General features: G+C 54.4%; 19 protein-coding genes, 1 tRNA gene and 1 pseudogene. 14 read left to right on the plus strand and 7 right to left on the minus strand.

The window, feature by feature from the left end; all coding sequences use genetic code 11:
• Positions 1–7 precede the first annotated feature (7 nt).
• Positions 8–2,197 carry a histidine kinase N-terminal 7TM domain-containing protein gene (locus ACMGFM_RS15225; protein ID WP_436903516.1) on the minus strand — a complete coding sequence of 730 codons (2,190 nt, stop codon included), beginning with the start codon at positions 2,195–2,197 and terminating at the stop codon, positions 8–10.
• Positions 2,198–2,394: 197 nt separating this feature from the next.
• Here ACMGFM_RS15225 and ACMGFM_RS15230 point away from each other — a divergent pair, with 197 nt between their 5' ends.
• The 8 genes and pseudogenes from ACMGFM_RS15230 (at position 2,395) to ACMGFM_RS15265 (ending at position 10,866) form a co-directional block, all read left to right on the plus strand.
• Complete coding sequence (locus ACMGFM_RS15230) at positions 2,395–4,914, plus strand: DEAD/DEAH box helicase (RefSeq protein ID WP_436903517.1); 2,520 nt, start codon at positions 2,395–2,397, stop codon at positions 4,912–4,914.
• 27 nt (positions 4,915–4,941) lie between these two features.
• Positions 4,942–6,537: a succinic semialdehyde dehydrogenase gene (locus ACMGFM_RS15235; RefSeq protein ID WP_436903518.1), complete on the plus strand. Its 1,596-nt coding sequence runs from the start codon at positions 4,942–4,944 to the stop codon at positions 6,535–6,537.
• 95 nt (positions 6,538–6,632) lie between these two features.
• Positions 6,633–7,228, plus strand: a pseudogene (locus tag ACMGFM_RS15240) (sulfite oxidase-like oxidoreductase).
• A gap of 51 nt (positions 7,229–7,279) precedes the next feature.
• Positions 7,280–8,050, plus strand: coding sequence for a creatininase family protein (locus tag ACMGFM_RS15245; RefSeq protein WP_436903519.1), 771 nt, complete (start codon positions 7,280–7,282; stop codon positions 8,048–8,050).
• A 62-nt stretch (positions 8,051–8,112) separates the two neighbouring features.
• Positions 8,113–8,186 (plus strand) — tRNA-Phe (locus tag ACMGFM_RS15250).
• 313 nt (positions 8,187–8,499) lie between these two features.
• The gene (locus tag ACMGFM_RS15255; protein ID WP_436903520.1) at positions 8,500–9,369 is read left to right on the plus strand and encodes a uracil-DNA glycosylase family protein; all 870 of its coding nucleotides are present in this window, start codon (positions 8,500–8,502) and stop codon (positions 9,367–9,369) included.
• A 308-nt stretch (positions 9,370–9,677) separates the two neighbouring features.
• The gene (locus ACMGFM_RS15260; RefSeq protein WP_436903521.1) at positions 9,678–10,361 is read left to right on the plus strand and encodes a hypothetical protein; all 684 of its coding nucleotides are present in this window, start codon (positions 9,678–9,680) and stop codon (positions 10,359–10,361) included.
• 118 nt (positions 10,362–10,479) lie between these two features.
• Complete coding sequence (locus tag ACMGFM_RS15265; RefSeq protein ID WP_436903522.1) at positions 10,480–10,866, plus strand: DUF5811 family protein; 387 nt, start codon at positions 10,480–10,482, stop codon at positions 10,864–10,866.
• Positions 10,867–10,997: 131 nt separating this feature from the next.
• Here ACMGFM_RS15265 and ACMGFM_RS15270 read toward each other — a convergent pair whose 3' ends face one another.
• The 3 genes from ACMGFM_RS15270 to ACMGFM_RS15280 all read right to left on the minus strand — a co-directional run bounded on the left by ACMGFM_RS15270 (position 10,998) and on the right by ACMGFM_RS15280 (position 13,520).
• The gene (locus ACMGFM_RS15270; RefSeq protein ID WP_436903523.1) at positions 10,998–11,438 is read right to left on the minus strand and encodes a hypothetical protein; all 441 of its coding nucleotides are present in this window, start codon (positions 11,436–11,438) and stop codon (positions 10,998–11,000) included.
• Between the two features lie 106 nt (positions 11,439–11,544).
• Positions 11,545–12,048 carry a hypothetical protein gene (locus ACMGFM_RS15275; RefSeq protein WP_436903524.1) on the minus strand — a complete coding sequence of 168 codons (504 nt, stop codon included), beginning with the start codon at positions 12,046–12,048 and terminating at the stop codon, positions 11,545–11,547.
• A 911-nt stretch (positions 12,049–12,959) separates the two neighbouring features.
• Positions 12,960–13,520 carry a winged helix DNA-binding protein gene (locus tag ACMGFM_RS15280; protein WP_436903525.1) on the minus strand — a complete coding sequence of 187 codons (561 nt, stop codon included), beginning with the start codon at positions 13,518–13,520 and terminating at the stop codon, positions 12,960–12,962.
• Between the two features lie 253 nt (positions 13,521–13,773).
• On the opposite strand from ACMGFM_RS15280, the gene ACMGFM_RS15285 reads away from it, so the two are divergent.
• Positions 13,774–14,604 (plus strand): hypothetical protein, encoded by an 831-nt coding sequence (locus ACMGFM_RS15285; protein WP_436903526.1) that lies wholly within the window; start codon positions 13,774–13,776, stop codon positions 14,602–14,604.
• Positions 14,605–14,782: 178 nt separating this feature from the next.
• On the opposite strand, the gene ACMGFM_RS15290 is transcribed toward ACMGFM_RS15285, so the two are convergent.
• Positions 14,783–15,577 (minus strand): CBS domain-containing protein, encoded by a 795-nt coding sequence (locus ACMGFM_RS15290; RefSeq protein WP_436903527.1) that lies wholly within the window; start codon positions 15,575–15,577, stop codon positions 14,783–14,785.
• An 81-nt stretch (positions 15,578–15,658) separates the two neighbouring features.
• Between ACMGFM_RS15290 and ACMGFM_RS15295 the strand changes: the two genes are divergently transcribed.
• Entirely contained in the window at positions 15,659–16,006 is a 348-nt protein-coding gene (locus ACMGFM_RS15295) for a DUF8165 family protein (protein ID WP_436903528.1), read from the plus strand.
• Positions 16,007–16,072: 66 nt separating this feature from the next.
• On the plus strand, positions 16,073–16,363 hold the full coding sequence (locus tag ACMGFM_RS15300) for a type II toxin-antitoxin system VapC family toxin (RefSeq protein WP_436903529.1): 291 nt from the start codon (positions 16,073–16,075) through the stop codon (positions 16,361–16,363).
• A gap of 197 nt (positions 16,364–16,560) precedes the next feature.
• Here the strand turns inward: ACMGFM_RS15300 and ACMGFM_RS15305 are convergent, their stop codons facing one another.
• Positions 16,561–17,208: a winged helix-turn-helix domain-containing protein gene (locus tag ACMGFM_RS15305; RefSeq protein WP_436903530.1), complete on the minus strand. Its 648-nt coding sequence runs from the start codon at positions 17,206–17,208 to the stop codon at positions 16,561–16,563.
• An 868-nt stretch (positions 17,209–18,076) separates the two neighbouring features.
• Between ACMGFM_RS15305 and ACMGFM_RS15310 the strand changes: the two genes are divergently transcribed.
• Positions 18,077–18,712 carry a hypothetical protein gene (locus ACMGFM_RS15310; protein WP_436903531.1) on the plus strand — a complete coding sequence of 212 codons (636 nt, stop codon included), beginning with the start codon at positions 18,077–18,079 and terminating at the stop codon, positions 18,710–18,712.
• Positions 18,705–19,352, plus strand: coding sequence for a DUF8102 family protein (locus tag ACMGFM_RS15315; RefSeq protein WP_436903532.1), 648 nt, complete (start codon positions 18,705–18,707; stop codon positions 19,350–19,352). The genes ACMGFM_RS15310 and ACMGFM_RS15315 overlap by 8 nt, the downstream gene beginning before the upstream one ends.
• An 871-nt stretch (positions 19,353–20,223) precedes the next feature.
• Here the strand turns inward: ACMGFM_RS15315 and ACMGFM_RS15320 are convergent.
• Complete coding sequence (locus tag ACMGFM_RS15320) at positions 20,224–20,697, minus strand: Fic family protein (protein WP_436903533.1); 474 nt, start codon at positions 20,695–20,697, stop codon at positions 20,224–20,226.
• A gap of 200 nt (positions 20,698–20,897) precedes the next feature.
• Between ACMGFM_RS15320 and ACMGFM_RS15325 the strand changes: the two genes are divergently transcribed.
• Positions 20,898–21,494 carry a tyrosine-type recombinase/integrase gene (locus tag ACMGFM_RS15325; RefSeq protein WP_436903534.1) on the plus strand — a complete coding sequence of 199 codons (597 nt, stop codon included), beginning with the start codon at positions 20,898–20,900 and terminating at the stop codon, positions 21,492–21,494.
• Positions 21,495–21,966 lie beyond the last annotated feature (472 nt).

A 21,966-nucleotide genomic window follows, 5' to 3' on the forward strand; every position in this document is an offset into this window, starting at 1 on the left:
ACGGGAATCAGGACTCCCGGTCGGTGTCGAACAACTCCGCGAGAATCGACTGCTCGGCCTTCCGGAGATGTGAGTGTAGCGTCGCCGAGGAGATATCCAGCGTCTCGGCGACTTCCTCGGCGTTCGAGTCTCGCGGCCAGTTGAAGTAACCGGCGCGGTAGGCGGCTTCGATGGACTCCCGCTGGCGGTCAGTCAGTTCGTCGAGGTGGTCGGTCGACAGCGAGTTGTCCTCTTCGAGTGCCTGCGTGCGCTCGACTTTGCTGAGGACGCTCGTCTGGCTGAATTGCCGCCCGAGTTCGTCCAGCAGCGACCGGACGCTCGACTCCGAGGCAATCGTGAGTTCGTACTGCGCTTGTCCGCCGTCAGCCCTGACCTCAGTGACATTTGCGCCGTACTCGACAAGCGTCCCGAGCAGACTGTCGCCGGCAACTTGCCACTCCAGCAGTGACTCGTCGTCGTCCTCGCGGATCAGGCTAACCTCGCCCGTCGCCGCCGCGAGTACGTCATAGACCGACCCAGCGTCGTCTCCGGAGGCGGTCACGTATGCGACTGGCCCGCCTTCTTGTGCGGGGACGACACCGCGGAGTTCGAGTCGACAGGAGAGCTCTGCAGTCGTGGCGACGAGTGGGTCGCCGTCATCGGTGCTCTGGAGTTCGAGTTCGATGACTGTCCCCTCCGAGAGCAGTTGGCGTGTCTCGATAGCGTTGAACGCGTGGCCGACCGTCTCGCCGAGTTCGCCAAGAATCGAGCGCTCGCGGTCGCTGACGTGCTCCCGTTCGGTGTACAGGCCGAGCGCACCGTAGACAGTTCGACCGAAGACGACGGGGACGACGGTCCAGCTTCCAGCCTCGTCATCGCCCACAGCCAGCGGCGGCGTCTCGTCCGTACGCTCCTCCGTCGCCGGCCGGAGTTTGGTGTCGAGTGCCGGCGGCGACGGGGTTGGAGTCCCGCCGTCGGCGACGGTCCAGCGGTTAGCGTCGCCGTTCCACGTCGGGATATCCGCGAAACAGACCGACTGGTAGAGGTCGGAGTCAGCGAATCGCTCACAGACCGTCTGTTCGATTTCCTCGCGACTCCGCGCAGAGACGAGTGCCTGATTAACTCCACGTAACACCGCGTTGAGGTCGTTCAGCGTCTCGAGTTTATCACGTTGTTTCGCCAGTTGCCGTTCGCGCTGTTGGCGTGCGGTCACGTCGTGAATGACGAGTGTGTTGCCAATTCGGCGGTCCTGTCGGTCGGTGATCGGTGAGGCGCGAATCTCGTAGACGTTGTCACCGCGGGTAATCTCTGCCAGCGCGTCCTCGGTCTCGAAATCGAGGCGTGACCTATCGACGAGCAGTTCGATATCTTTGCCGACGGCGTCGGCGGCCGTACAGTCGAGGACATCCTGGGCGGCGGCGTTACAGTAGATGATCCGGTTCGCGTTGTCGACGATGACGACACCAGCGTCGAGCTGGCTAATCGCGGTGTCCCGACCGAGCTGGCGAGTGGCGGGGATCAGGTCGAACAACTGGTGATGGAACAGGGCGTAGGCAAAGGCGACGCCCGTAATCGTAAACGCGTAGGGCGTCGGGTCGATTGCTGCCATCTGGTTGAACACGAACACGTCGAGCACGCTCGTCAAAAACGGGACAACGATACCGACGAGCAACAGCGCCGATTGGTCGGTATAGAGGTAATCGGACTTGTAGATCAGTCGGACCAGAAGCGCCGAAGCGACGGCGACCAAGAGGTAGGTGTATACAACTTCTGCCCAGAACAACACACCCCACGTTGGGTTTTCGACCACCAGTCCACCGACGCTCTGGAAGGAGTGCTCGACCCAGAAAAGATGGTGTACCGGGTTCGTCCAGATGCCGACAATCACGACTGTCGGAACCACCAACAGCCCAGCCACCGTTCGCCGTGTCACGAACTCGTCGTAGCCGGTGTACGCGAGCGCGAACAGCAGCAACCAGACCTCGATGGTTCCCGTCGAAAACCAGACCATCCCCATCCAGAAGACCCGCCACGGACCCGCAGGCGTGAGCAAGCCAATCGCGTAGCTGACCGACCAGCTCGCCAGCACGGCCATCAACACGACGAAGGCGGTGGCACCCGGCTCCTGGCGCTCCCGGAACGCATAGAGCCCCAGCGCCGTCGTCAGGGCTGCGGAGATGGTCAACAGCGTAATGTGGAGCGACGCCGCCCCAATCACAGTCTCACCCCCGGCGAGAGCCAGCCCTGTTGGTTCTCCTGCATTGATACGTTGTCGCTACGATTCGCGGTGGGAATAAATAATGTGGTGTTACTCCAGAGACACGTCTCCGCTCCAGCCGACCGTTTTGCGAGCGTATTTCACTTTCACCGAGGTACGCGAACGCTTAACCCCGACGCTGTGCAAACAGCAAGTGAATGGCAGCGACAGACGTCAGTGAGACAATCGAGCGCCCGCTGGTCACCGAGGGGTTGCTCGAAGCACGCACGTACCAGCTGACGCTGGCCGACCGGGCAGCGAAGGAACACAGCCTCGTCTGTCTCCCGACCGGACTCGGCAAAACCGCCGTCTCACTGCTCGTTACAGCTGATCGACTCTCGACTGTCGGCGGGAAATCCCTCTTGCTCGCGCCGACGAAACCGCTGGTTTCCCAGCACGCCGACTTCTACCGCGAGGGGCTGGAAATCCCCGACGACGAGATCGTCGTCTTCACCGGCGAAGTCCGGCCCGATGACCGCGCCGAACTGTTCGAGGACGCCCGCATTATTATCGCCACCCCACAGGTCGTCGAAAACGACCTCGTCGGGAATCGAATCTCGCTGGCGGCGGTTACCCACTGCACCTTCGACGAGTGCCACCGTGCGACCGGTGACTACGCCTACAACTACATCGCCGAGCGCTACCACGAGGACGCCGAGAACCCGCTGGTGACGGCGATGAGCGCCTCGCCCGGCGACGACGAGGAAGCAATTCTGGAAATCTGCTCGAATCTCGGCGTCTACAACGTCGAGGTGATGACCGAGGACGACGCCGACGTGGCCGAGTACACCCACCAGACGACGGTCAACTGGGAGCGACTCGAACTCCCCGACACGATTACCCAGATTCGGGACCTGGTCCAGGAGGTCATCAAGGACCGACTGGTCGAACTGAAAGACCTCGGCGTGACCGGCAAGACAGCCCCAGACGTCTCCGAGCGCGAAATTCAGAAGATTCAGGGTCGCCTCCAGCAGTTGATGGATGGCGACGATTCCGCCGGCTACGAGGGGATGAGCTACCTCGCCGAAGTGCGCAAGTTGCGCACGGCGATGACCTACATCGAAACCCAGAGTGTCGAGTCCTTCCGACGGTATATGGACCGCCAGCAGGAAGCGGCCCGTTCTTCTGGTGCCTCGAAGGCAGACCAGCGAATGGTCTCGGACCCGAACATCCAGATGGCCATCCGCAAATCTGAGGAGTACGACGACCTCCACCCGAAATTCAGGCGTGCACGGATGCTCATCGCCGAGACGCTGGGCATCAACGACGGCGAGCGCGTCATCGTCTTCACTGAATCTCGGGATACAGCAGAAGCGTTGACCGACTTTCTCGACGACCACTTCACTGCCGAGCGATTCGTCGGCCAGTCTGATACAGATGGTAGTGACGGGATGACACAGACCGAACAGCAGGATACCCTCGACAGGTTCCGTGCCGGTGAGTTCGAGGTACTCGTCTCGACATCTGTCGCCGAGGAAGGACTGGACGTGCCGGAGGTCGACCTCGTCCTGTTCTACGAACCTGTCCCGACGGCAATTCGTGCCATCCAGCGCAAAGGCCGGACGGGTCGCCAGACCGAGGGTGCGGTGACGGTTCTCTTGGCCGAAGATACCCGCGACGAGGCCTACTTCTGGAAGGCCCGACAGGACCAGAAGAAGATGAAACAGGAACTGGGTGCGCTCAAAAGCGCCGCCGGCAAAATCGAGGCGGCGCTCGGACAGCAGGTCAGCCTCGACGAAGTGGACGCAGACGACGCGGACGGCGACGCAGCGGACGAGCAGTCACCTGTAGACTCGACTGACACTGCGAGCACAGACAGCAATCAATCCGAAGAAAACAGCGACGGCCAGACCGGTCTGGGTTCGTTCACCAACGAAGACGCTAGCGACGGCACACCTGCCGAAGACACGGCAGATGACGAATCGGAGGCGGACGAAGATATCGAATTGGAGACAGACGAGGATGAGCCGGTGGCCGACGAAGACGCCGTCGTCGCAGAGGCGGCAAGTGACGAGAGCGAGCAGGTGGAAATCGTCGCCGACCAGCGCGAACTCGACTCGACCATCGCCCGTGACCTCTCGACGCGAGAGGGAATCGATACACGACTGGAGACGCTGGCCGTCGGTGACTACGTCCTCTCGGACCGCGTCGTCGTCGAGCGGAAAACAGTCGAGGACTTTCTGGATACGCTGACCGGCGGCGACCGCTCCATGTTCGAGCAGGTTGGCGACGCCGCCCGCAACTACGGCCGCCCGGTGGTCGTCATCGAGGGCGGTGACCTCTACGGCGAGCGCAACATCCACCCCAAAGCGATTCACGGCGCACTCGCCTCGCTGGCTGTGGACTTTGGTGCGAGTATCATGCAGACGGCCAACGAGGAGGAGACGGCCGACCTGCTCGAAGTAATCGCCAGTCGCGAGCAGGACGACGAAGGCCGAGAGATTAGTGTCCACGGCGAAAAACAGTCCAAGACACTGTCCGAACAGCAGGAATACGTCGTCGCCTCGATTGCCGAGGTCGGTCCTGTAACTGCACAGACGCTGCTCGAAGACCTCGGCAGCGTCGAGAACGTGATGACCGCCGACGAGGAGGCGTTGCTCGAAGTCGAGGGTGTCGGCGCGGTCACTGCCGAACGGATTCGGGAAGTCGTCGGGCGGTCGTACTCGCCCGAACACTGACGTAGGAGGCGGCCGTTATTTTCGAGTATGGCAACACAGGCTCCCGAAGAGACTATTCTCTCCGAGACAGCGTGGAACAAGCGGCGACTCTACGCCCTCGCACAGCGTATCGGCCCGTCGGAGAGGGAGTACGACCTGACGATGCCGGTCACTGCGCCGGTAAACGACGAACAGATCGCCGAGATTCCCGAACTCGACGAGGACGATGTCGACCGGGCAGTCGAACAGACCCGCGAGGCAGCAGGCGAGTGGCGCGAGATGAGCCTCGACGAGCGCGCCGACGTGCTCACGAAATTCGCCAATCTCGCGGCGAAGAACCGGGGGGAACTACTCGACCTCCTCCAGCTCGAAACGGGCAAATCACGAGCACACGCCCTCGAAGAGACGATCGACGTCCCGCTCAATGCCGACTACTATGCCGACAAAGGCCCCGGTATCCTCGCGACTGAATCGCGGTCGAGTGGGATTCCAATCGCGACCAGTGCCGAGGTCCAGTACGACCCGAAAGGTATCGTCGGCATCATTTCGCCGTGGAACTACCCTCTCGTCCTCTCCTTTGCAGACGCGATTCCTGCGCTGCTTGCGGGTAACGGCGTCGTCCTAAAGCCTGACGACAAGACGCCGTTCACTGCACTTCGACTGGCCGAACTGCTCGAAGAGGCGGGACTCCCTGAAGGAGTCGTCACCATCGTCACCGGCGACGGTCCGACAATCGGGTCGGCGGTCATCGAGCGTGTCGACTACCTCACCTTCACCGGGAGTTCTGAGGTTGGCAAACTCGTCGCCGAACAGGCCGGGCGCAACCTCATCGATTGCTCGCTGGAACTCAGCGGCAAGAATCCGATGATTATCCTCGACGACGTAGATATCGAAGAGGCGGCCCGCGGCGCGATTCAGGGCTCGTTCACCAACGCCGGCCAACTCTGTCTCGCCAACGAGCGTATCTACGTCCACGAGTCCATCTACGACGAGTTCCTTGCGGAGTTTGTCGAACAGACTGAAGGCCTCGAACTGGGTGCAGAGTTCGAGTTCGACTCCGACGTTGGCTCGATGATCGATGAAGACCAGCTCCAGCGCACCAAAGACCACGTCGCCGACGCCGTCGAGGCGGGTGCGACGGTCGAGGCCGGCGGTAACGCACGCCCGGAAGTTGGACCGTACTTCTACGAGCCGACGATTCTGACCGATGTGCCGGCGAGTTCGTTGCCTGCCTGCGAGGAGACCTTTGGTCCGCTCGCTGTCGTCGAACCGGTCTCCTCTGCTGCGGAAGCCATCGAGAAGGCCAACGACTCCGACCACGGACTGAACGCGAGTGTCTGGTCGGCCGACCGCAAGCGCGCCAAAGAGGTTGCCCGACAGATTGAATCCGGGACGGTCTGCATCAACGACCCGTTCCTCGTCGGCTGGGCCTCCTACGACGCGCCGATGGGCGGCGTCAAAGAGTCCGGAATTGGCCGCCGACACGGCCCCGAAGGAATCAAACGATACACCGAACCGAAGACGATTGCCACCTCGGCTGTCGGCCCGCTCGGTCCCGTGCCGGGGATTCCGGACTCGGTGTTCGCTAAAGGCTTCTCAGCTATTTCGGACCTCCAGCGACGGCTGAACCAGCTTCGGCGCTAACTCGACGTTTTCTTTCTCTGGCTGGCCGGCGGCGTTTTCAGCACGACTGATCCCGCCAGCGGTGCGTTTAGGATTGGGCCGTCCCAAACCGTGGTATGACTATTCGCGATGTCACCGATATCCACGAGGAGTTCGGCGGTGAGCGCCTGCCGCCCGGCCAGAGCGAAACTGCGGAGTTTCCCGTCCTCTCGAAAGGCGACACGCCCGAGTTCGACCCCGAAACGTGGACGTTCACTGTTACCGGCGCGGTTGAGACGGAGCTGCGGTACTCGTGGGCGGAATTTCAGGAACTGCCGACCGAGACACAGCGGCAGGATTTCCACTGCGTGACTGGCTGGAGCCGACTGGACAACGACTTTCGTGGGGTTCCGTTCCCGACACTCGCCGAGCGCGCGGGGGTCGACGACGCGGCAGCGCACGTCATGTTCACTTCTCTCGATGGCTACTCGACGAATCTTCCACTCGAAGACTGCATGCGCGATGACGTACTGTTCGCGCTGGAACTCGACGGCGAGGCGCTACCCCCGGACCACGGCGGACCACTCCGCGTCGTAACTCCACACAAGTACGCATACAAGGGAGCCAAGTGGGTCACCGGCGTCGAATTCTCACCGAGCAGGAACGCGGCTACTGGGAACAACGGGGCTACTCCAACACTGCGAACCCGTGGAACGAAGAACGCCGCAGTTAGCTCTGAGGCCGAGTCGGGAGAGTTATTGAGCCGGCAGCCCTCCTGACTGGTATGTATCTCGCCGACGAGACCTGGCCGGACCTGGGCTCGTACTTTGCCGAGGAATCGCTCGCGCTCGTCCCGCTGGGGTCGACCGAACAACATGGCCCGCACCTCCCCGAAGGAACGGACCACCTCATTGCTGAAGGATTCGCCCGCGAAGTCGCCGACCGCACTGGCTATCTCTGCACGCCGACGATCAACATCGGCGTCAGTCCACACCACAAACAGTTTCACGGCACGATGTGGGTCGACGCGCCGGTGTTCCGTGACTACGTCGAATCGTTCACGCGAAATCTTGCCTACCACGGCATCGACCGTGTTATCTTCGTCAACGCTCACGGCGGCAACGTCGACCACCTCCGGGAGGTTGGCCGGCGCCTGCGTGACGAGGAGGTTCTCTACGCCATCGAGTGGATGTGGAACGACAGCATCCCTGACCTCGTCGACGACAGCTTCGAGAACAACGGTCCCCACGGCGGTCCGAAGGAGACAGCGATGATTCAGCACCTCCATCCCGAACTCGTCCACGACGACGAACTCGAATCGGCTCGGGACGGCGGTGTCCCAAGCGTCGAAGCTGCTAACACCGAGAAATTCGGCTCGCGGACGTTCTACGACGCCGCCGACAACACCGACAACGGCGTGCTCGGTGACCAGACTGACGCGACTGCTGAGAAGGGCGAAGAGATGTTCGAGGCGGCGTCCGAGCAGCTGGTAAAACTGTGTGAGTGGCTGGACGACCAGCCTTTCGAGGACCTGACGCCGAAAGACCACGTCTGATTCTGGGACGGCGGCGGGTATCGTAATCCTTTTTTCCACGACCACCATCGACTCTGTTGCCAGCCGCCTTAGCTCAGACTGGGAGAGCACTCGACTGAAGATCGAGCTGTCCCCGGTTCAAATCCGGGAGGCGGCATTACACTCAGAGTTCAAATGCTCATAGAACTATCTGAACTCTGCGGGCGTGTGCGAGGACAGGCTATCTGAGACATTTCTCCCTCGTTAAGAACATCCATCTTAGCACCCGGGTTTCTTCTGTATCCGTCGTCTGTATTGGTCACAGCGCTACTCACAGGATTCAAGCAGTTAGCGAGGTTGCTGCTGAATACAACGCGCAAGTACGGCGCAACAGATAATCTAATCAAGTTGGGGCTGTAGCGGTTGGAGTGCCCCGGTCATCATTCGTGTTGTACAAAAACGATTTAACACCGTGTTGTAACTATCTGCTAATGAGTGGAGATTCAATTGATGAACATCTGCAGGAAATCTGGTCAAACTGGCGTGACCGGAATAACCAATGTCAGGGTTGCCCTCACTGGGGCAACGGTGGTGGGAAGGCGCCTCACTACGGAGTCGGACAAATAACGGATGAAACTCCGACTGTCGCGTTCGTGGGGCATGAAGGTGGGCGCAGCGGGAATCCAGCGTTGGAACACATAGCAAACCGAGAAACGCTTGATCTATCAGAAGGACAGGTAAAAGAAATCAAAGAGTACATACGCGAATCGTATCCTGAGCACTTTGAAAACTATAGAGCTACAGACCTAATGGAAACCGGCATGTGTAACGGGGACCTCACCGACGATGGAACCCCACACTCACCGTACATGAGGGCGTGCTACGACGCATTCCGAAACGGGGATAATAATGAATATGGACTCTACTTCACCAATATAAAAAAATGCGGTGAATCATACACATTTGACGAGACGGAGAGTAAATCAAAAAAGGCGGCCAGCCGGTGTATTAAATACCTGACTCCCGAGTTGAAGCGGCTAGCACCTGAGATAATTGTTCCATTCGGCAATAAAGCGGCTGGTGCAGTGTTTAGCAAATACGAATTTAAAGACGGCTGTCCGACTAACTTTGATGTTGAACACGCTTACGATGCAGGCGGTATTGTCTCAGAGTCTCTGAAACTCTACGAGACAAAAAACGGTATTGGGATCATTCCTTCTATCCACTTCAGTGAGTTCTATTTCGATTCTTGGTTCCCTAAAGTGATTAAGGGCCGTGACGATCTCCAACGAATAAAGTCCAAGTCCGACTACTGGGAGGAACTCGTCACGATCTCGGACAAGTTCTTACGTGATGGATAATCTGTTGTATATATAATAACTGTCCTAAATCTCTTTGTGTCTCTCCTATTGGTCGTTACGGTGTTTTAGTTCACTTCGGTAGTGACAGGTGGGTTCGTAATGACCGCCAGTGTGCTGAATACAACCTCTGTATCGGTCACGCCCTAACTGACAGATCTCTATCGGTTGACGAAGGCGCTGCTACATACAGGACGCATATGTGGCACTTCGCACATCAAGATAGAGCCGTCTGCTTCGCTCAGTACAGCCACCGCATTGAGTGACAGACCAACACAAAACTTATTCTAAAATCAGAATAGGACAGCCATATGCTCCCGCTGTCGCCGTTCGAGTTCCTCCTGCTACTCGCTGCGCTCTTCTTCAGTACGGGGTTTGCTGCCGCGATTTATTTTTCAAGTGAGGAGACGCCCACTCGCCCGCACTCATTGATTCTGTTGAGCCTGTTTATGCGTCTCCTGACTGTCATCGGTGCCGGGGCAATCCACCTGAATGCCGAAAAGATCGATTATACCGTCGATCAGTCGACCTGTACAAGTTCGGAAAACGACTTCAGCGAATTATCTCCGGAAGCCCAGACGGTATTCCGGTCGACACTCCAGGCAGATGGCGAGTTCACGACGCGAAAACATCCCGACGAGTTCGATCTCTGGCCACAGACCGACGCAGTGGACGAGGGAGTCACGAACGACATCCAGTACGAATCGGCGTGTTACGCACTCAGAGGGGATTCATGGCGTGGGGCTGGCACTGAAGTCATGATGTCTGTAGTTACGGGAGTCGGGAGCATTCTCGCCATCGTATTCGGATTCGCCAGTGCAGCCAGTTATGGGGAGTGTCGTCGACAGGATTTGTCACAGAGGAGATCGACTGAGGGCACGGAGGCGAGAACCTGTCCGAATTGCGGCCTGACTCTCGCTATGGGTGTCGAGCAGTGCCAGCGGTGTGGCTGGTCGCGCACAGATAACGAGACTGAAGATACCGACTCGTCATAACAGAGCATACACATTGTGGTGAGTTTAGGCGGGAGATCTGTCTATCCACGCTCGTTTTCTAGTTTTTATATCGACCTGTGCCAACGATTTAAGATGCTCTCGACTGTATACCGGCTGAATGGATTCGAACCGATACACTTCGTCTGCTGTACTCGACGATCTCGACTTCGACACCCAGAATGCGACCGACCTCTCTCCCGAGCAGCGACAGCGATTACTCGGCGAAACCAGAGAGGTCGCAAACCACGTCGACCGGTTGCTGCCGAAGATCGCCCAAGTCGATGCACGACTCGTTGATGATGTGGGCACGACCAAAGGAATCGTGATAATCAACTCGCCAATCGGGCCACCAGTGAGCAAAAACATCGGGACGCCTGCCGATCCGACTGCAGCGTCATACCTGAGTACCGAGCAGAAGCGCGAGATTGCTACTTCTTTCGTCGCAAATGTCGTCGGGCAACTCATTGCTGCAGATACCCAGACTGATGGGTGGCCGAGTTCCTGACTGCGGTCAGCTGAGCTGTGTCGTTTTACTGGTGAGACTACGTTGAAGAGACGACAGTCACAAACGGAGACTACGCCGGATTTTATAATCTTTGTCAGAGTTAGGAGTCCGAGATAATCACAGAGGCCAGATTAGAGCGCCGGATCGTCGCTGAGTTCTCGATCCAATCGGACAATGTCCACGGCTGCGTTCGATGCACAGTACCGCGTTGCGCCCGGGGACAGCGGCCCTTCAGAAACGATCAGCAATTTCCAGTTGTCGCCTGGCACATAATCTTCCAGCTTTTGCACAATCATGTCCGTTGTTCGTTTTTGATCGAGTTGAAATTCGACCTGGTAGCGGCGACCATCAGCGTATTCCAGCACAGCAGTATACCAGTCAGCGATGACAACTTCAGTAAGACAGGCATCCCGATACCGAGTGGCGAGAGTACAGGTTGCTCGTGTGAGCGTTTTCGGAGTCACATTATTGACGCCGGCTGACAGCAGATCCGAGAGAAACAGCTTCCCAGTCGAAACGGAGTCCGGCTCAGCGACCTTGACAGGCAATTTTTGAGTGGATTTGGCGAGCATCCGGCCTGCTATTTTGGCTTGCAATATTTAACCCCAACTTTATACCTGAGTGATGTTTTTGGGAGCGATTGAAAAATCTGGACCGATAGTGGCCCATCCAGCGTTGCTATCCTGCGCGCGGTTCCTGCAGCGATTCTAAGGGATCATCCATCGTGATGATGTTCTCAATCCGGTCTAAATCTTCTTCGGGGAATGAGATGGTATCGACCGTATCCCACGTTATCCCAACATCGCCGTTATCAGCAACCCCCAGGAAGACCATCTGTTGTCGTTCAATTTCAGCTTCACCCTCTGGTGGAATGCGAAGCACGTACCGCCGCTCCCCAACCGCTGAGAGGTCTTCAACATAGAGGTTCCCCAGGTGTTTCGTTTCATCTCGGGGGTCGATAAGCGGCATTTGTGCAGCGAACTCGGGTTTATCGACAGTGTCGTCCTCAAGGACGATTTCCTGAATGATTCGATCCGCCACAGTTTGCGGTTCGACGTACTCCCCCAGCGTTTCACGAGCTGCAGTCAGCGTTGGAGCCATCCGGACAATAGCCCGCACACGACCGGGATCCAAATCAGCACGATCCCGGAGTGCTTCGGAGATAAACTGGGTCACATCCATTCGGATTTTCATAATATCCAAGTCTATGTATAAATCTGACCTTTTACTGGATTCCTCGAACTTAGAACACGTAGGTCACAAAGTATCTCAGCAACCAGATGATTTTTCGACTCCCAGTTAATCTGGCGAACCAAATTCTACCCTCTTAACTGCATCGTAGAGACATTCTATGGATTTTACCCCGCGGATCGGTACATCAGTACCGAAGACAGACCAGTCAAACATCGACAACGCGCCCTTACAGTCCCAAACCCGGAAACACGGAAGTAACCCGAGTAATCTCATATGCACACCATCCATGTGAATATTTATGCGACAGCAGGACTCGAAAGCTGCCAATCACCAGATTCAGCAGAAAGGTCGGACACTAATTGATCTAAAACAATTAGAAGACGAAAGTTGGATTGCTACACAAATGGATATCGACATTGAGGGGAGCGGCGAGACGGCAGCATTAGCACTCATAGATTATTGCCGACAAGTTGCTGCGCAGAATTCCCCATCTGACACGAACGCTCCGTAGACTGCCTGATACTGAGAGCGTGCATCCCGGCCAACTTTCTATGGAGAGAGACTCAAACACTATAGAGACAAAACACTAATTGCTGCCCAATAGACGGTTTTCCATGGATGAATTAGATCAAACCGTTCGCAAGGAATTTGTCATCGCCGGAGCCCTACTCAGCTTGACAGTCATAGTGACCACTCTTGTTAATCTCCCTACTGCGGCGTTACCAACCAATTCGAAGGGGCTCGTTCTATATCTCTCCGGCTGTGTACTATTTGGGTATGGACTTGCCGTCGTTGTAGCGGAATCAGGGCTGCTGATATAATCCAGGAATCTCTCTCATTATCTGGACCGTGGATCTAATTCCACCAGCCGAAACTCAACACATCCACGCGAGTTGACCTCACTCCAACCCGAGACTTCTAGCTAACCGACCAAGTGATCGATTCACGAACGCTTGAAATGATGTGAGGACCGTCATTAAAACTCCTGAAATAACGAATCCGCCGCCAAGCAAGAGAAACAACACTGGAGGTACAGCGGACTCACCAAACAATCCTGTACTCACAGCAAAATAGAACGCTAAGAGTACGGTTGCAACAATAAAAAATATCAATCCAAAAATTGCCCACAGTGAGGTTGACGTTTGACTGTGTATCTTAATCACCTCCCACAGGTCGCGATATAAACCGGAGACTGCCTCTGTCGCCTCTTTCTCTGCAGGGTTATACCGATCCGTATCCCACTCAAACGTCGTCTGGTTTTCCTGCCGAGCGATCCACCCGTCATTGTGGAGCGTTGCGGTGAAATCACTCACGCGGCTCTGTGAGACACCAACCCTCTCAGCCAATGCAGACTGAGTGAACTGTCGATTATGATCCTCGACCAGCAAGCGCGCTAAAATAAAGAAGGAGTCGCCGTAATTCTCATACTCTTGTTTGAACTCATCTGGGAGCGTCCCCATACTATCTCACAAACAGAGCCCTCACTAAAACCTGTACCCCGGTGTGTACCGCTCTGAACACCACCCTTCATCGCTATGAACACCCGTATTACACGCTTAAACTGTCAAATCCTGTTTTTACCGGGGCATCAAAGGTTACTCCCGTAGATGCTTAGTACCGCACTCATCGTCATCGAATCGAACCGTTCCCTACACGTAAATAGCATTCAGGAGGCGCAGAACACTGCGGAGCATTGCTCCGAGGTGAATGAGGATGCGCAGTAGCACTCTCACTCCTCAAGACGTAATCGACAGGCAACTACTCATAGACATCGGCTTCGTCGGCCTGCTTATCGCATTTCTCACTGCCATCCACGTTGGATTGCCTGCGAGTAAGCGAGCGGAACTCGTCTTCCATCACAAAACAGTCGACCCCTGGACTCTCCTCACAAGCGCATACATCCACCATGACATAGCTCACCTGCAAGGCAACATCATTGGATTGCTTATTGCTACCAGTACCGTGTACGCGCTTTGTTGGCAATTAGGCGCTCGCCGCTGGTTCCGACTCACAACAGCTGCGTTCTTGACACGCCTCCCGGTTCTGGTAAGTCTCTCCAGCTACGCTATTTTTAGAGCTATTGCTCCACAAGTATCACTCACCAGTCGCGGCTTTTCTGGCGTTGTGGCAGGGTTCGGCGGGTTTCTTTTCGCGGCCTTGATCGTCTGGATAGCATCCTCCACATCCCGTACTACGGCTGTGTATCTTGGCTGTTGCCTCACCGTGTTCATGACGTGGCTCGTGTCGCTCATCTACAGCGGTTTCGAGGGTCCAATTGCAGCGCTATCCATCATCGGCATAGGAGCTAGCATATGTGGACTCGTCGCCGAAACCGATTCAACACACCTACGCCCACAGTGGCAGGAACGCGTTCCAAAAATGGGCGTTGGTCTCGGAATAATATTGATATTACTATGGTTTGTCGTTGCATTATTCCCCCCGAACCCTACCAGCGGCGGAGTAACAACAAATATTTTCGCACATGCCGCTGGCTTCACCTGGGGTACTCTAATCGCACTGGTCCTCTGGAAACACGGAATGTAGCTGCCGCGAGGCACTCTAAAGAAAATCCAACTGACGGTAATTCCGTGAGTCACCAAAGTATGGTTGTTCAATAGAACACACACGTTAGAAGCCGACGTGTCGTTCCGACTGTGTCTCCTGTCTCTCGCATAGTAATCTTCCCACGGATTGCGACTCCAAGTAGTACCGAAGTACTCACTCAGTTCGACGAGAGCGCATCTAAGCAGTTCGTAAGCGCCGTATACGTCTGCTCAACGTGACCGATTGTCCTTCCGTTGCCAAGTCCCTCGCCGGTATGCTGGACAATCAACTGTGAGTGTGCAACAGAATTGCGCAGGTCTCTCACGTCGTCAAGCTGGCTTGACGCCCGTTTTTCGTTCTCAAATCCACACGCCTGCCAGCAGTCCTCGATACTGCTAATAATGACTACGAGCGTCGAGAACTGGGCGTAATGGATCTCATCTAAGCCGATGTTCGACCGCTGAGCCTCAGCGTGTCGGTCCTCAATACCTTCAACAATACCTGGACGGAGTGAGACGCGGTCCCTCCAGTCAGGTGCAGTGGTGCGGATCAAGTCACGGAACCGTTCTTCGAGCAGCGTAATGCGGTCAAACAGGTGGATCATCGCTGGGGACGTGTTCAGGTCGGCACGTGTCAGGATGCCAGTCAGTCGGTTCTGCCCACCGAGGAAATAAAACGGCGAGTCGTACAACGCTGGGAGAATCTCGTCGAATGCCGCATCACTGCTGATGATCTCTTCAATTGTGATTGGCTCTGTGTATTCCCCGATCTGTGCGTCGGGTGCCACGTCTTGGAGTTGCCCGAGTGTGACGTACCCAAGTACCGTATCATCACCGTCAAGCACTGGTGCCACATCGAACCCATTTGCCTCCAGCCAATCAACTGTCTCTGTGACCAGTGTGTCTGATGATTGTGACGCAATTGACCGCGTTGCAAGGTCGTTCGCGGTACAGCGGTACAGGTCTTGACTCATGGCTCCCGCTGGCGTCGCCAAGTGATATAGTCGTTTTGCCGGCACAAATAATAAGTGAGTGTAATTGTTTGGTATTAATTAATGAGTATTGGACATTTCTACGAGGCAGGTGGATATGTCGACCACGGAGACGCAAAAATACTGTTGCCAGTCGATGAGTTGCAAGCAACGGTACACACCCACCGAGACGCCGAAATCGCCCTCAAAAACGTTCCGGCAAAAGCTGTCCTCGCCGTCAGACCAACCGGCATGGCGAGCAGTTACGCACTGACACAGCGCCCGCTTGCCGCAATCGAAATCAATTCACTTCCTGAAGAACCGCGGGCCCAACTTGATCATCTCATCAAGGACGACCTCAGACAATTTGAACTGGTGCAAATCGGCCGCCAACCCCACACATCACAGAATCGGAGTCTTGCCGAGTTTTAGTGAGAACCGATACACAGTCAATCCCCACGGATATTTTGTGTACAATATTTGTTGTTGAGAGGTCGAATGCCCTTCGAGGCGGTCAATGCGCTCAACTACAGCGGCCACTACGATGGTGAACGACTCCACGAGGCCGCAACCTCACTCGACAACTACGGTATCGAACTCGTCTCATTCGGGTCAGTCGGCCCCATCGCGGAGATCACGAACACCGTCGACATCACAGCCTACGACGCTGCCTACGTCGCACTCGCCGCCGAACGAGATGCAACAGCCTACACCGCCGATGGGAATCTCCTGCAAGATGTAGACGGGAGTGAGTACGAGGACACCGTCGCCCACATCCAGACTTACTGAGCGACGAGTTGCGTTTCCTGCTGCATACACCCTCTGTATCTCGTACAGAGTTTATGACAATTTGAAAGTATTTCAACAGAGTATTTTAGATACATATGATCATCTAGGTTCTTCCACTCTTCCAAGGTCTTCGCTGACTCTTCCCCATCACCGAATAAATACCACTTGTCATCTGGTGCTAATTCATCACTCTAATATCAAGAGTCGTCGTTTTTATCCTCAAACAATTGTATCTCATCAACAGCTAATATTGCAGTATTCGGAGTATTAAGATAATCAGAAATTTCTCCGCTAATTGAATCATAGTCAACAGTATGCAGTGTTTTGATTCCTTGGATCTCGTATCTTCGGCATACCGCATAAGCGTGTTTAAGTAATTCCTCTTGCTTACGATCAAGGTCGCCATCGGGTTTGTCAAAGAAATCTTGCTTATCAAAATCAAGTGCCCAAATATATGCCATACCCCAGATTCGCATTGGAAAAAGAGGCACCAACGTCGCATATGTCTGTTGCATGAACTCTTGAGGCGAGATTTCGCCACGTTCGTATCGTAGAACCTGTTCTCGACATGCTTCGACCCACTGCTCTGCCTTCGCCTCAAGTGTTTTTTTGAGGTTTTTCAGTTGAAATCTCGCCTCTGTCGTTGAGTAAAACCTCTTTTGACCAAGCCGCTCGGATTGGATGAGGTCCAACCGTTTCAACTCCTTTAGTCTAGAGCTCACTGTTGGTTTGGCCACATCGACTTCCTCATGTTCCACAATCTCCGTGAAATACATTGACTGACCGTCCAAAAGGTTCAACAGTTTCTTTTCTCCTTTGTGGAGCCCCTCCAAATCTAGTGTCATCTTGTATCGTGTTACTGGTGTAGGCAACCAGTTTACTCTTTTCCCCGGGCCTTACGAAAGAATGGCGTCACCGATGATAGCCCAATAATACGAAACAAAATATACTGTTCGCCCCCCGTTAGATCGCAGGGGCCACAATACTGCGATTTTCCACCGGCGGTGCATACCTGATCTATTGGGAGATCAGATCTACCGGTGCGATACTAAGGTGTAAGCATCTGGAATATCCGTCATAAGAGGGAGGAGCGGGGACCCCAGTCCGCCATCACGGAGCTAGCTGAGAGCGAACGTGTGTGGTTATCTGATCAAAGAGCAGTCACAGAACAACGATATCCCGTTGTGCCACCAGCTTGAGCTGTCCCTCTTTGGATTCAACGGGATACCACCATCTTATACACACAACCAATGGACGAAAACGACACACGTCAGATAGTTGCATCGACAAAAAACCGCCCCCAACCTTACTACAGTCACGACCTACGCAATGATCAGAATAGGCCATCCGAACCAACGAACAACAAACCGGAGTACAGCCTTAGCGACATTTCCCAGATTCACTGTAACGAAGTAACTCGATATCAACAGTCGACAACCACTCGGGAAGCTGGGCATATGGATACCGAGCGCAGACAAGAGTTATGTCGTCAACTTGTCCGAAACAAATTGTAAAGATCGGCTGAACCAGATTATATTGACCCAACACGTGCCATATGCCTAAATTAACCAGTCGCTGGATTACGGTAGAACTTCTCCAGATATCAGCCCCACACATCGGCAGTAGTATCTCATCACAGGAATATCGGCTTGAAAAGGTTCTGTTAAAAATAGGAATAATACAATAGGCAATCTTCCAGAATCACCCTAACACATGTACGAGTTCGACTACACCACGACTCGACGTAACGCACTCAAACTGACCGGTACAGTTCCGTTCGCACTTGCATTAACGAATGAAGAAACTGCCGCTGAGCTAAAGGCAAAAAATGTTGTTTTGGGACCGAACGCAATCCCAGACGAGTACACCGAGATCGACCATAATCCTCTCGAAGCAGATTTTTATCAAGAACTCTCTCAGATGTATCAAAAGTCTAAGGAATCCGATGCCGCTTCAAGTGTCTATTTGCACCCTTCCCTGCCAGCGACAGGTATGGGGAGTAATGTCTACGTTTTCAACGAGGCACCACACCAGCGAACAATCTATCAGACGATGGTAGAATGCTTCGATGGGTTTCCCGAAGAACTCGCTGGCGATGCAGAGGCGTCCGTGACTACCCGTACTGACACGATCGGAGCCGAGTGGCACATCAATATTCCAGATCCAGATTGGTATCCTGAGAGTGGATTTTCGGACGTAACGCGACTAGAAGTCGTAAATGGAGTCGTTCTTGCGACTGTTGTATACGGTCCAACGACAGGTGATATTCGCCCAGAAAAGCGGGCGCGCCACCTTGCAGCAGACATGCGTTCGCGAGTTCGAAAAGAAGTGACTGGTTCCGATGAATAATCCAGCACCGACCGAAGCCACTGGAATGCTTAGTCACACCGAGCGTCAGTTCCTTTTCGGCGAGCTATCCACCGAGGAGGATAATTTGCCTGAGGATCTGTATCAGCAGATTCGCAAGCGTCTTGAAATCAGCTTAATCGATTTCAAAGCATTATACTGTGGTCTTCGGGACGAGGACATACAGGCAGTATTCGACGACGAGACCGGCCAGGTTACAGCTGCCCCGTTCCATGACATACTGGTCTTGCTCTTCTACAGTATGCTACAGACAGACCGGCAGCCAGAGGCACACATCGAGCGAGCGCTCAAGCATGCGTACGCTGCAATAAACAAGCATGCGTCGACGCAGCTAGATGTTGTGACAGAGCCGTTTCTCCCGCCAGAGCGACGTCTTGAGGCCTTCGCAGAAGACGGCCTCAGTCGTGTCTCCATGGATGCACTAGAACAGTTGTACTATGACGAGTTGGTTCCTCCCGAAGCCTTCGAGGATGTCGGTGACGGCTCCGAACTCCTCCCGTCAGCTGAGGAGATCCAGCAGGTACGAGCAGACGTAGCTGGTCTTGAACGGGTACCGCTGTCTGTTGTTTTGGACGCAAATATCACAGCTATAGATGCATCCAACGAGAGCGAGAAGGAATGAACGGAATGTACGGTCTAACACTAGCTAAAAAATATTAATGGGAATGACAAGTTATCCTAAACTCAAATCCAATTTCTTACACTGGTTGAAAAACGAAATTGAAAAATGTGGGTGCGAGATGACAATTCATGGCCATAGCGTATATGAAATACAGAGCGATAGGACAGTCATTGGTTTGGTGAGGGCGGTCGTCGACCAAGGGAATGTGTCACCCGGTTCAAGAACAACTATTCGACTATCAGTCGACCCAGAACACGATATTCCTCAGGAGGTAAGAGAAGAAGCTGATAAAATTACGACGACAGTTCTTGATGCTGGAGACAGAACGAATTGGGATTCTGCCCGAGACAATTTTTATCCGTTAAATCGTGGCCATGTAACCGGTTCTTCAGACAGAAATAGCGACGGAGGATATCAATTAGCCCTAAGCCTCAATGATGATTTCGTACAGCGCAGAGAGAACAGGCTGTATTATTTATGTTCGAGGTGTGGTGAGAAGGCCGAGGCGAGATCTAAGTTCGATTCTTCTGACACTCAGTACAATAGTATTATTGAGGATATTTATGAGTAAATCTAAGTATGCCATTCAGAGCTAATTGGGAGACAGCTTCTGGTATTTTAATAGGAATTGTATATTTGGGCTCGTCAGTTCACGGTTTATCAGATAAGACGTGACTTCGGCGAGAGTCCGGGCTCTGAGCGACCCCCCAAATACCGCACAAGTGCAGAGAAACTCAGCTGTCGAGCGCGTCGAAGATCTCCCGGTCTTCTTCGATAATCCGGTCGATCTGTTCGTCGAGATCTTCATCGTCCTTCTGTTTCAGGCTCATTCGTGTTATGGATATGGCTACTACAGACCTAAAGCTTTGCGCTACCGAGGGTGGAACCGCTCTTCGTCGATCTCGCCACTTTTCAGCCACTCAGCAATCTCTTCAACGCTGAATGATCGGATGTTCCTCAACACCCGCTCAACGCGCTCTCGGTCAGCTGGGGCCTCTCGATGATTCTCCAGATATTTCCTCGTGGTCGCCCAGCCTGTCCGCTTGTTCGCATCCTCGAAGTAATGCGCAGTAATGATCTTTCGAAGGAGGGCAGCTGCGCGCGTGTGCGTACCCTCGAATTCGTCGACTTCCTCAAGGAGGTCCTCAAACCTGAGCCTTGGAGCCGCTACGGAAGCACCAGTGTGTTTGAGGTTGTATTCATCCTCAATTCGCTGGTGAATCTGGATGATTTCTGCAGGATCGGGAAGATCGTCGCCTATCTCTTCTTCGTCTTCAGGGTCGTATCCGGCAATGACATCCTCTGGATCGGGGAGATCGCGATCTGTTCCGTCATCATCGGTCATTGTCACTGAGTCTCAGCGTGATGTAATTATTATTCCGGGCGCTTGCAGCTTTTGTTGGTTGAGAGATCTCGAATCACGATTTATTCGATAAAGCGTGAGCGATTGCCGTAATTCACCGTCAGACACATCCTATTTCCTGCGAAACCCAGCCCTTTCGTATCGAACAACAAATACAACATCACGGAAACTCAACAAAGCGTATGCGTGTCGAAGCGACTGACGGAAATCAAACGAAAGTCTGGCTCACTGATGACGAGATCGAAGACCTCAGACGTGCCACAGCAAGCCTTCGTGATGATATAATCATCCAACTCGGAGCGTTTGTCGGTCTACGGGCATTCGAGATTCCCCAGGTCCGCCCATCCGGCATCAGCACAACGACCAATGATGAGTACCGACTTCACGTCCCTGCTGGTAAGGATACGACAGGCTCTGGTGGCAAGCCTCGTGAGGCATACCTTCCAGCCAGCGTCGAACGTGATCTCCAACGTTACCAGAATGCAGAGAACGTCGCGCCGAACGACTCGTTTATTGATCTGACTACTGACGGTGTTCGTCGGGTCGTAATCCGGACAGCAGAACATGCGGCGGAGATGAGCGGCGAGCAGCAATTTGAACACGTCAGCTCACACGACCTCCGACGGCGGTTCGCACAACGCCTCCTCGTCGACGAGGAACTGAATCCGCGGGTCGTGATGGCTGTCGGTGGGTGGGATTCTTTCGCCGCTATCGAACCCTACCTGACCGAACCCACTGAGGACGTGATCGACGAGGAGTTCAGTTGGATGGGAACATAACCAACGGGGAGGGTTCCCTACGTAAAGACACCACAGAAAATCGCCGACGCGGCGGTTGGGTCCAGGGGCGATGAGTTCGTCCGAGAGAACTTTGCGATGTATTTTGACCCTTAGCTGATCTGTGCGAGTCTCAGTTCATCACCGTCAGGACCCTAATCAAATTTATCAATTTTAATATCCAAGTCCGTGTCTGAAAACCCCATGACCTCGAAGAAGTCTTCCACGTCCAATTTGATGGAGGTCTCACTTTCCCCCAACTCTCCGTTAATCCGGTCTGTAGCCTCTATTCTTATTTCGTAATCATGCTCTTCGTTGTCGACTGTGTAATATCCACCAATGTTGTCATTCCCGTTTTGATGTTAGCAATCAATTCGCTCATGAGAGAAGATTAACCCCGAATTAGATATTCCTTGTGGTAGACACAACCTCTATATCTTGTACGCGGCAGTAGTATATTTCCGACAATTCCTCC

It is taken from the genome of Halovenus halobia (assembly GCF_051414135.1).
GTDB classification, from domain to species: Archaea; Halobacteriota; Halobacteria; order Halobacteriales; family Haloarculaceae; genus Halovenus; species Halovenus halobia.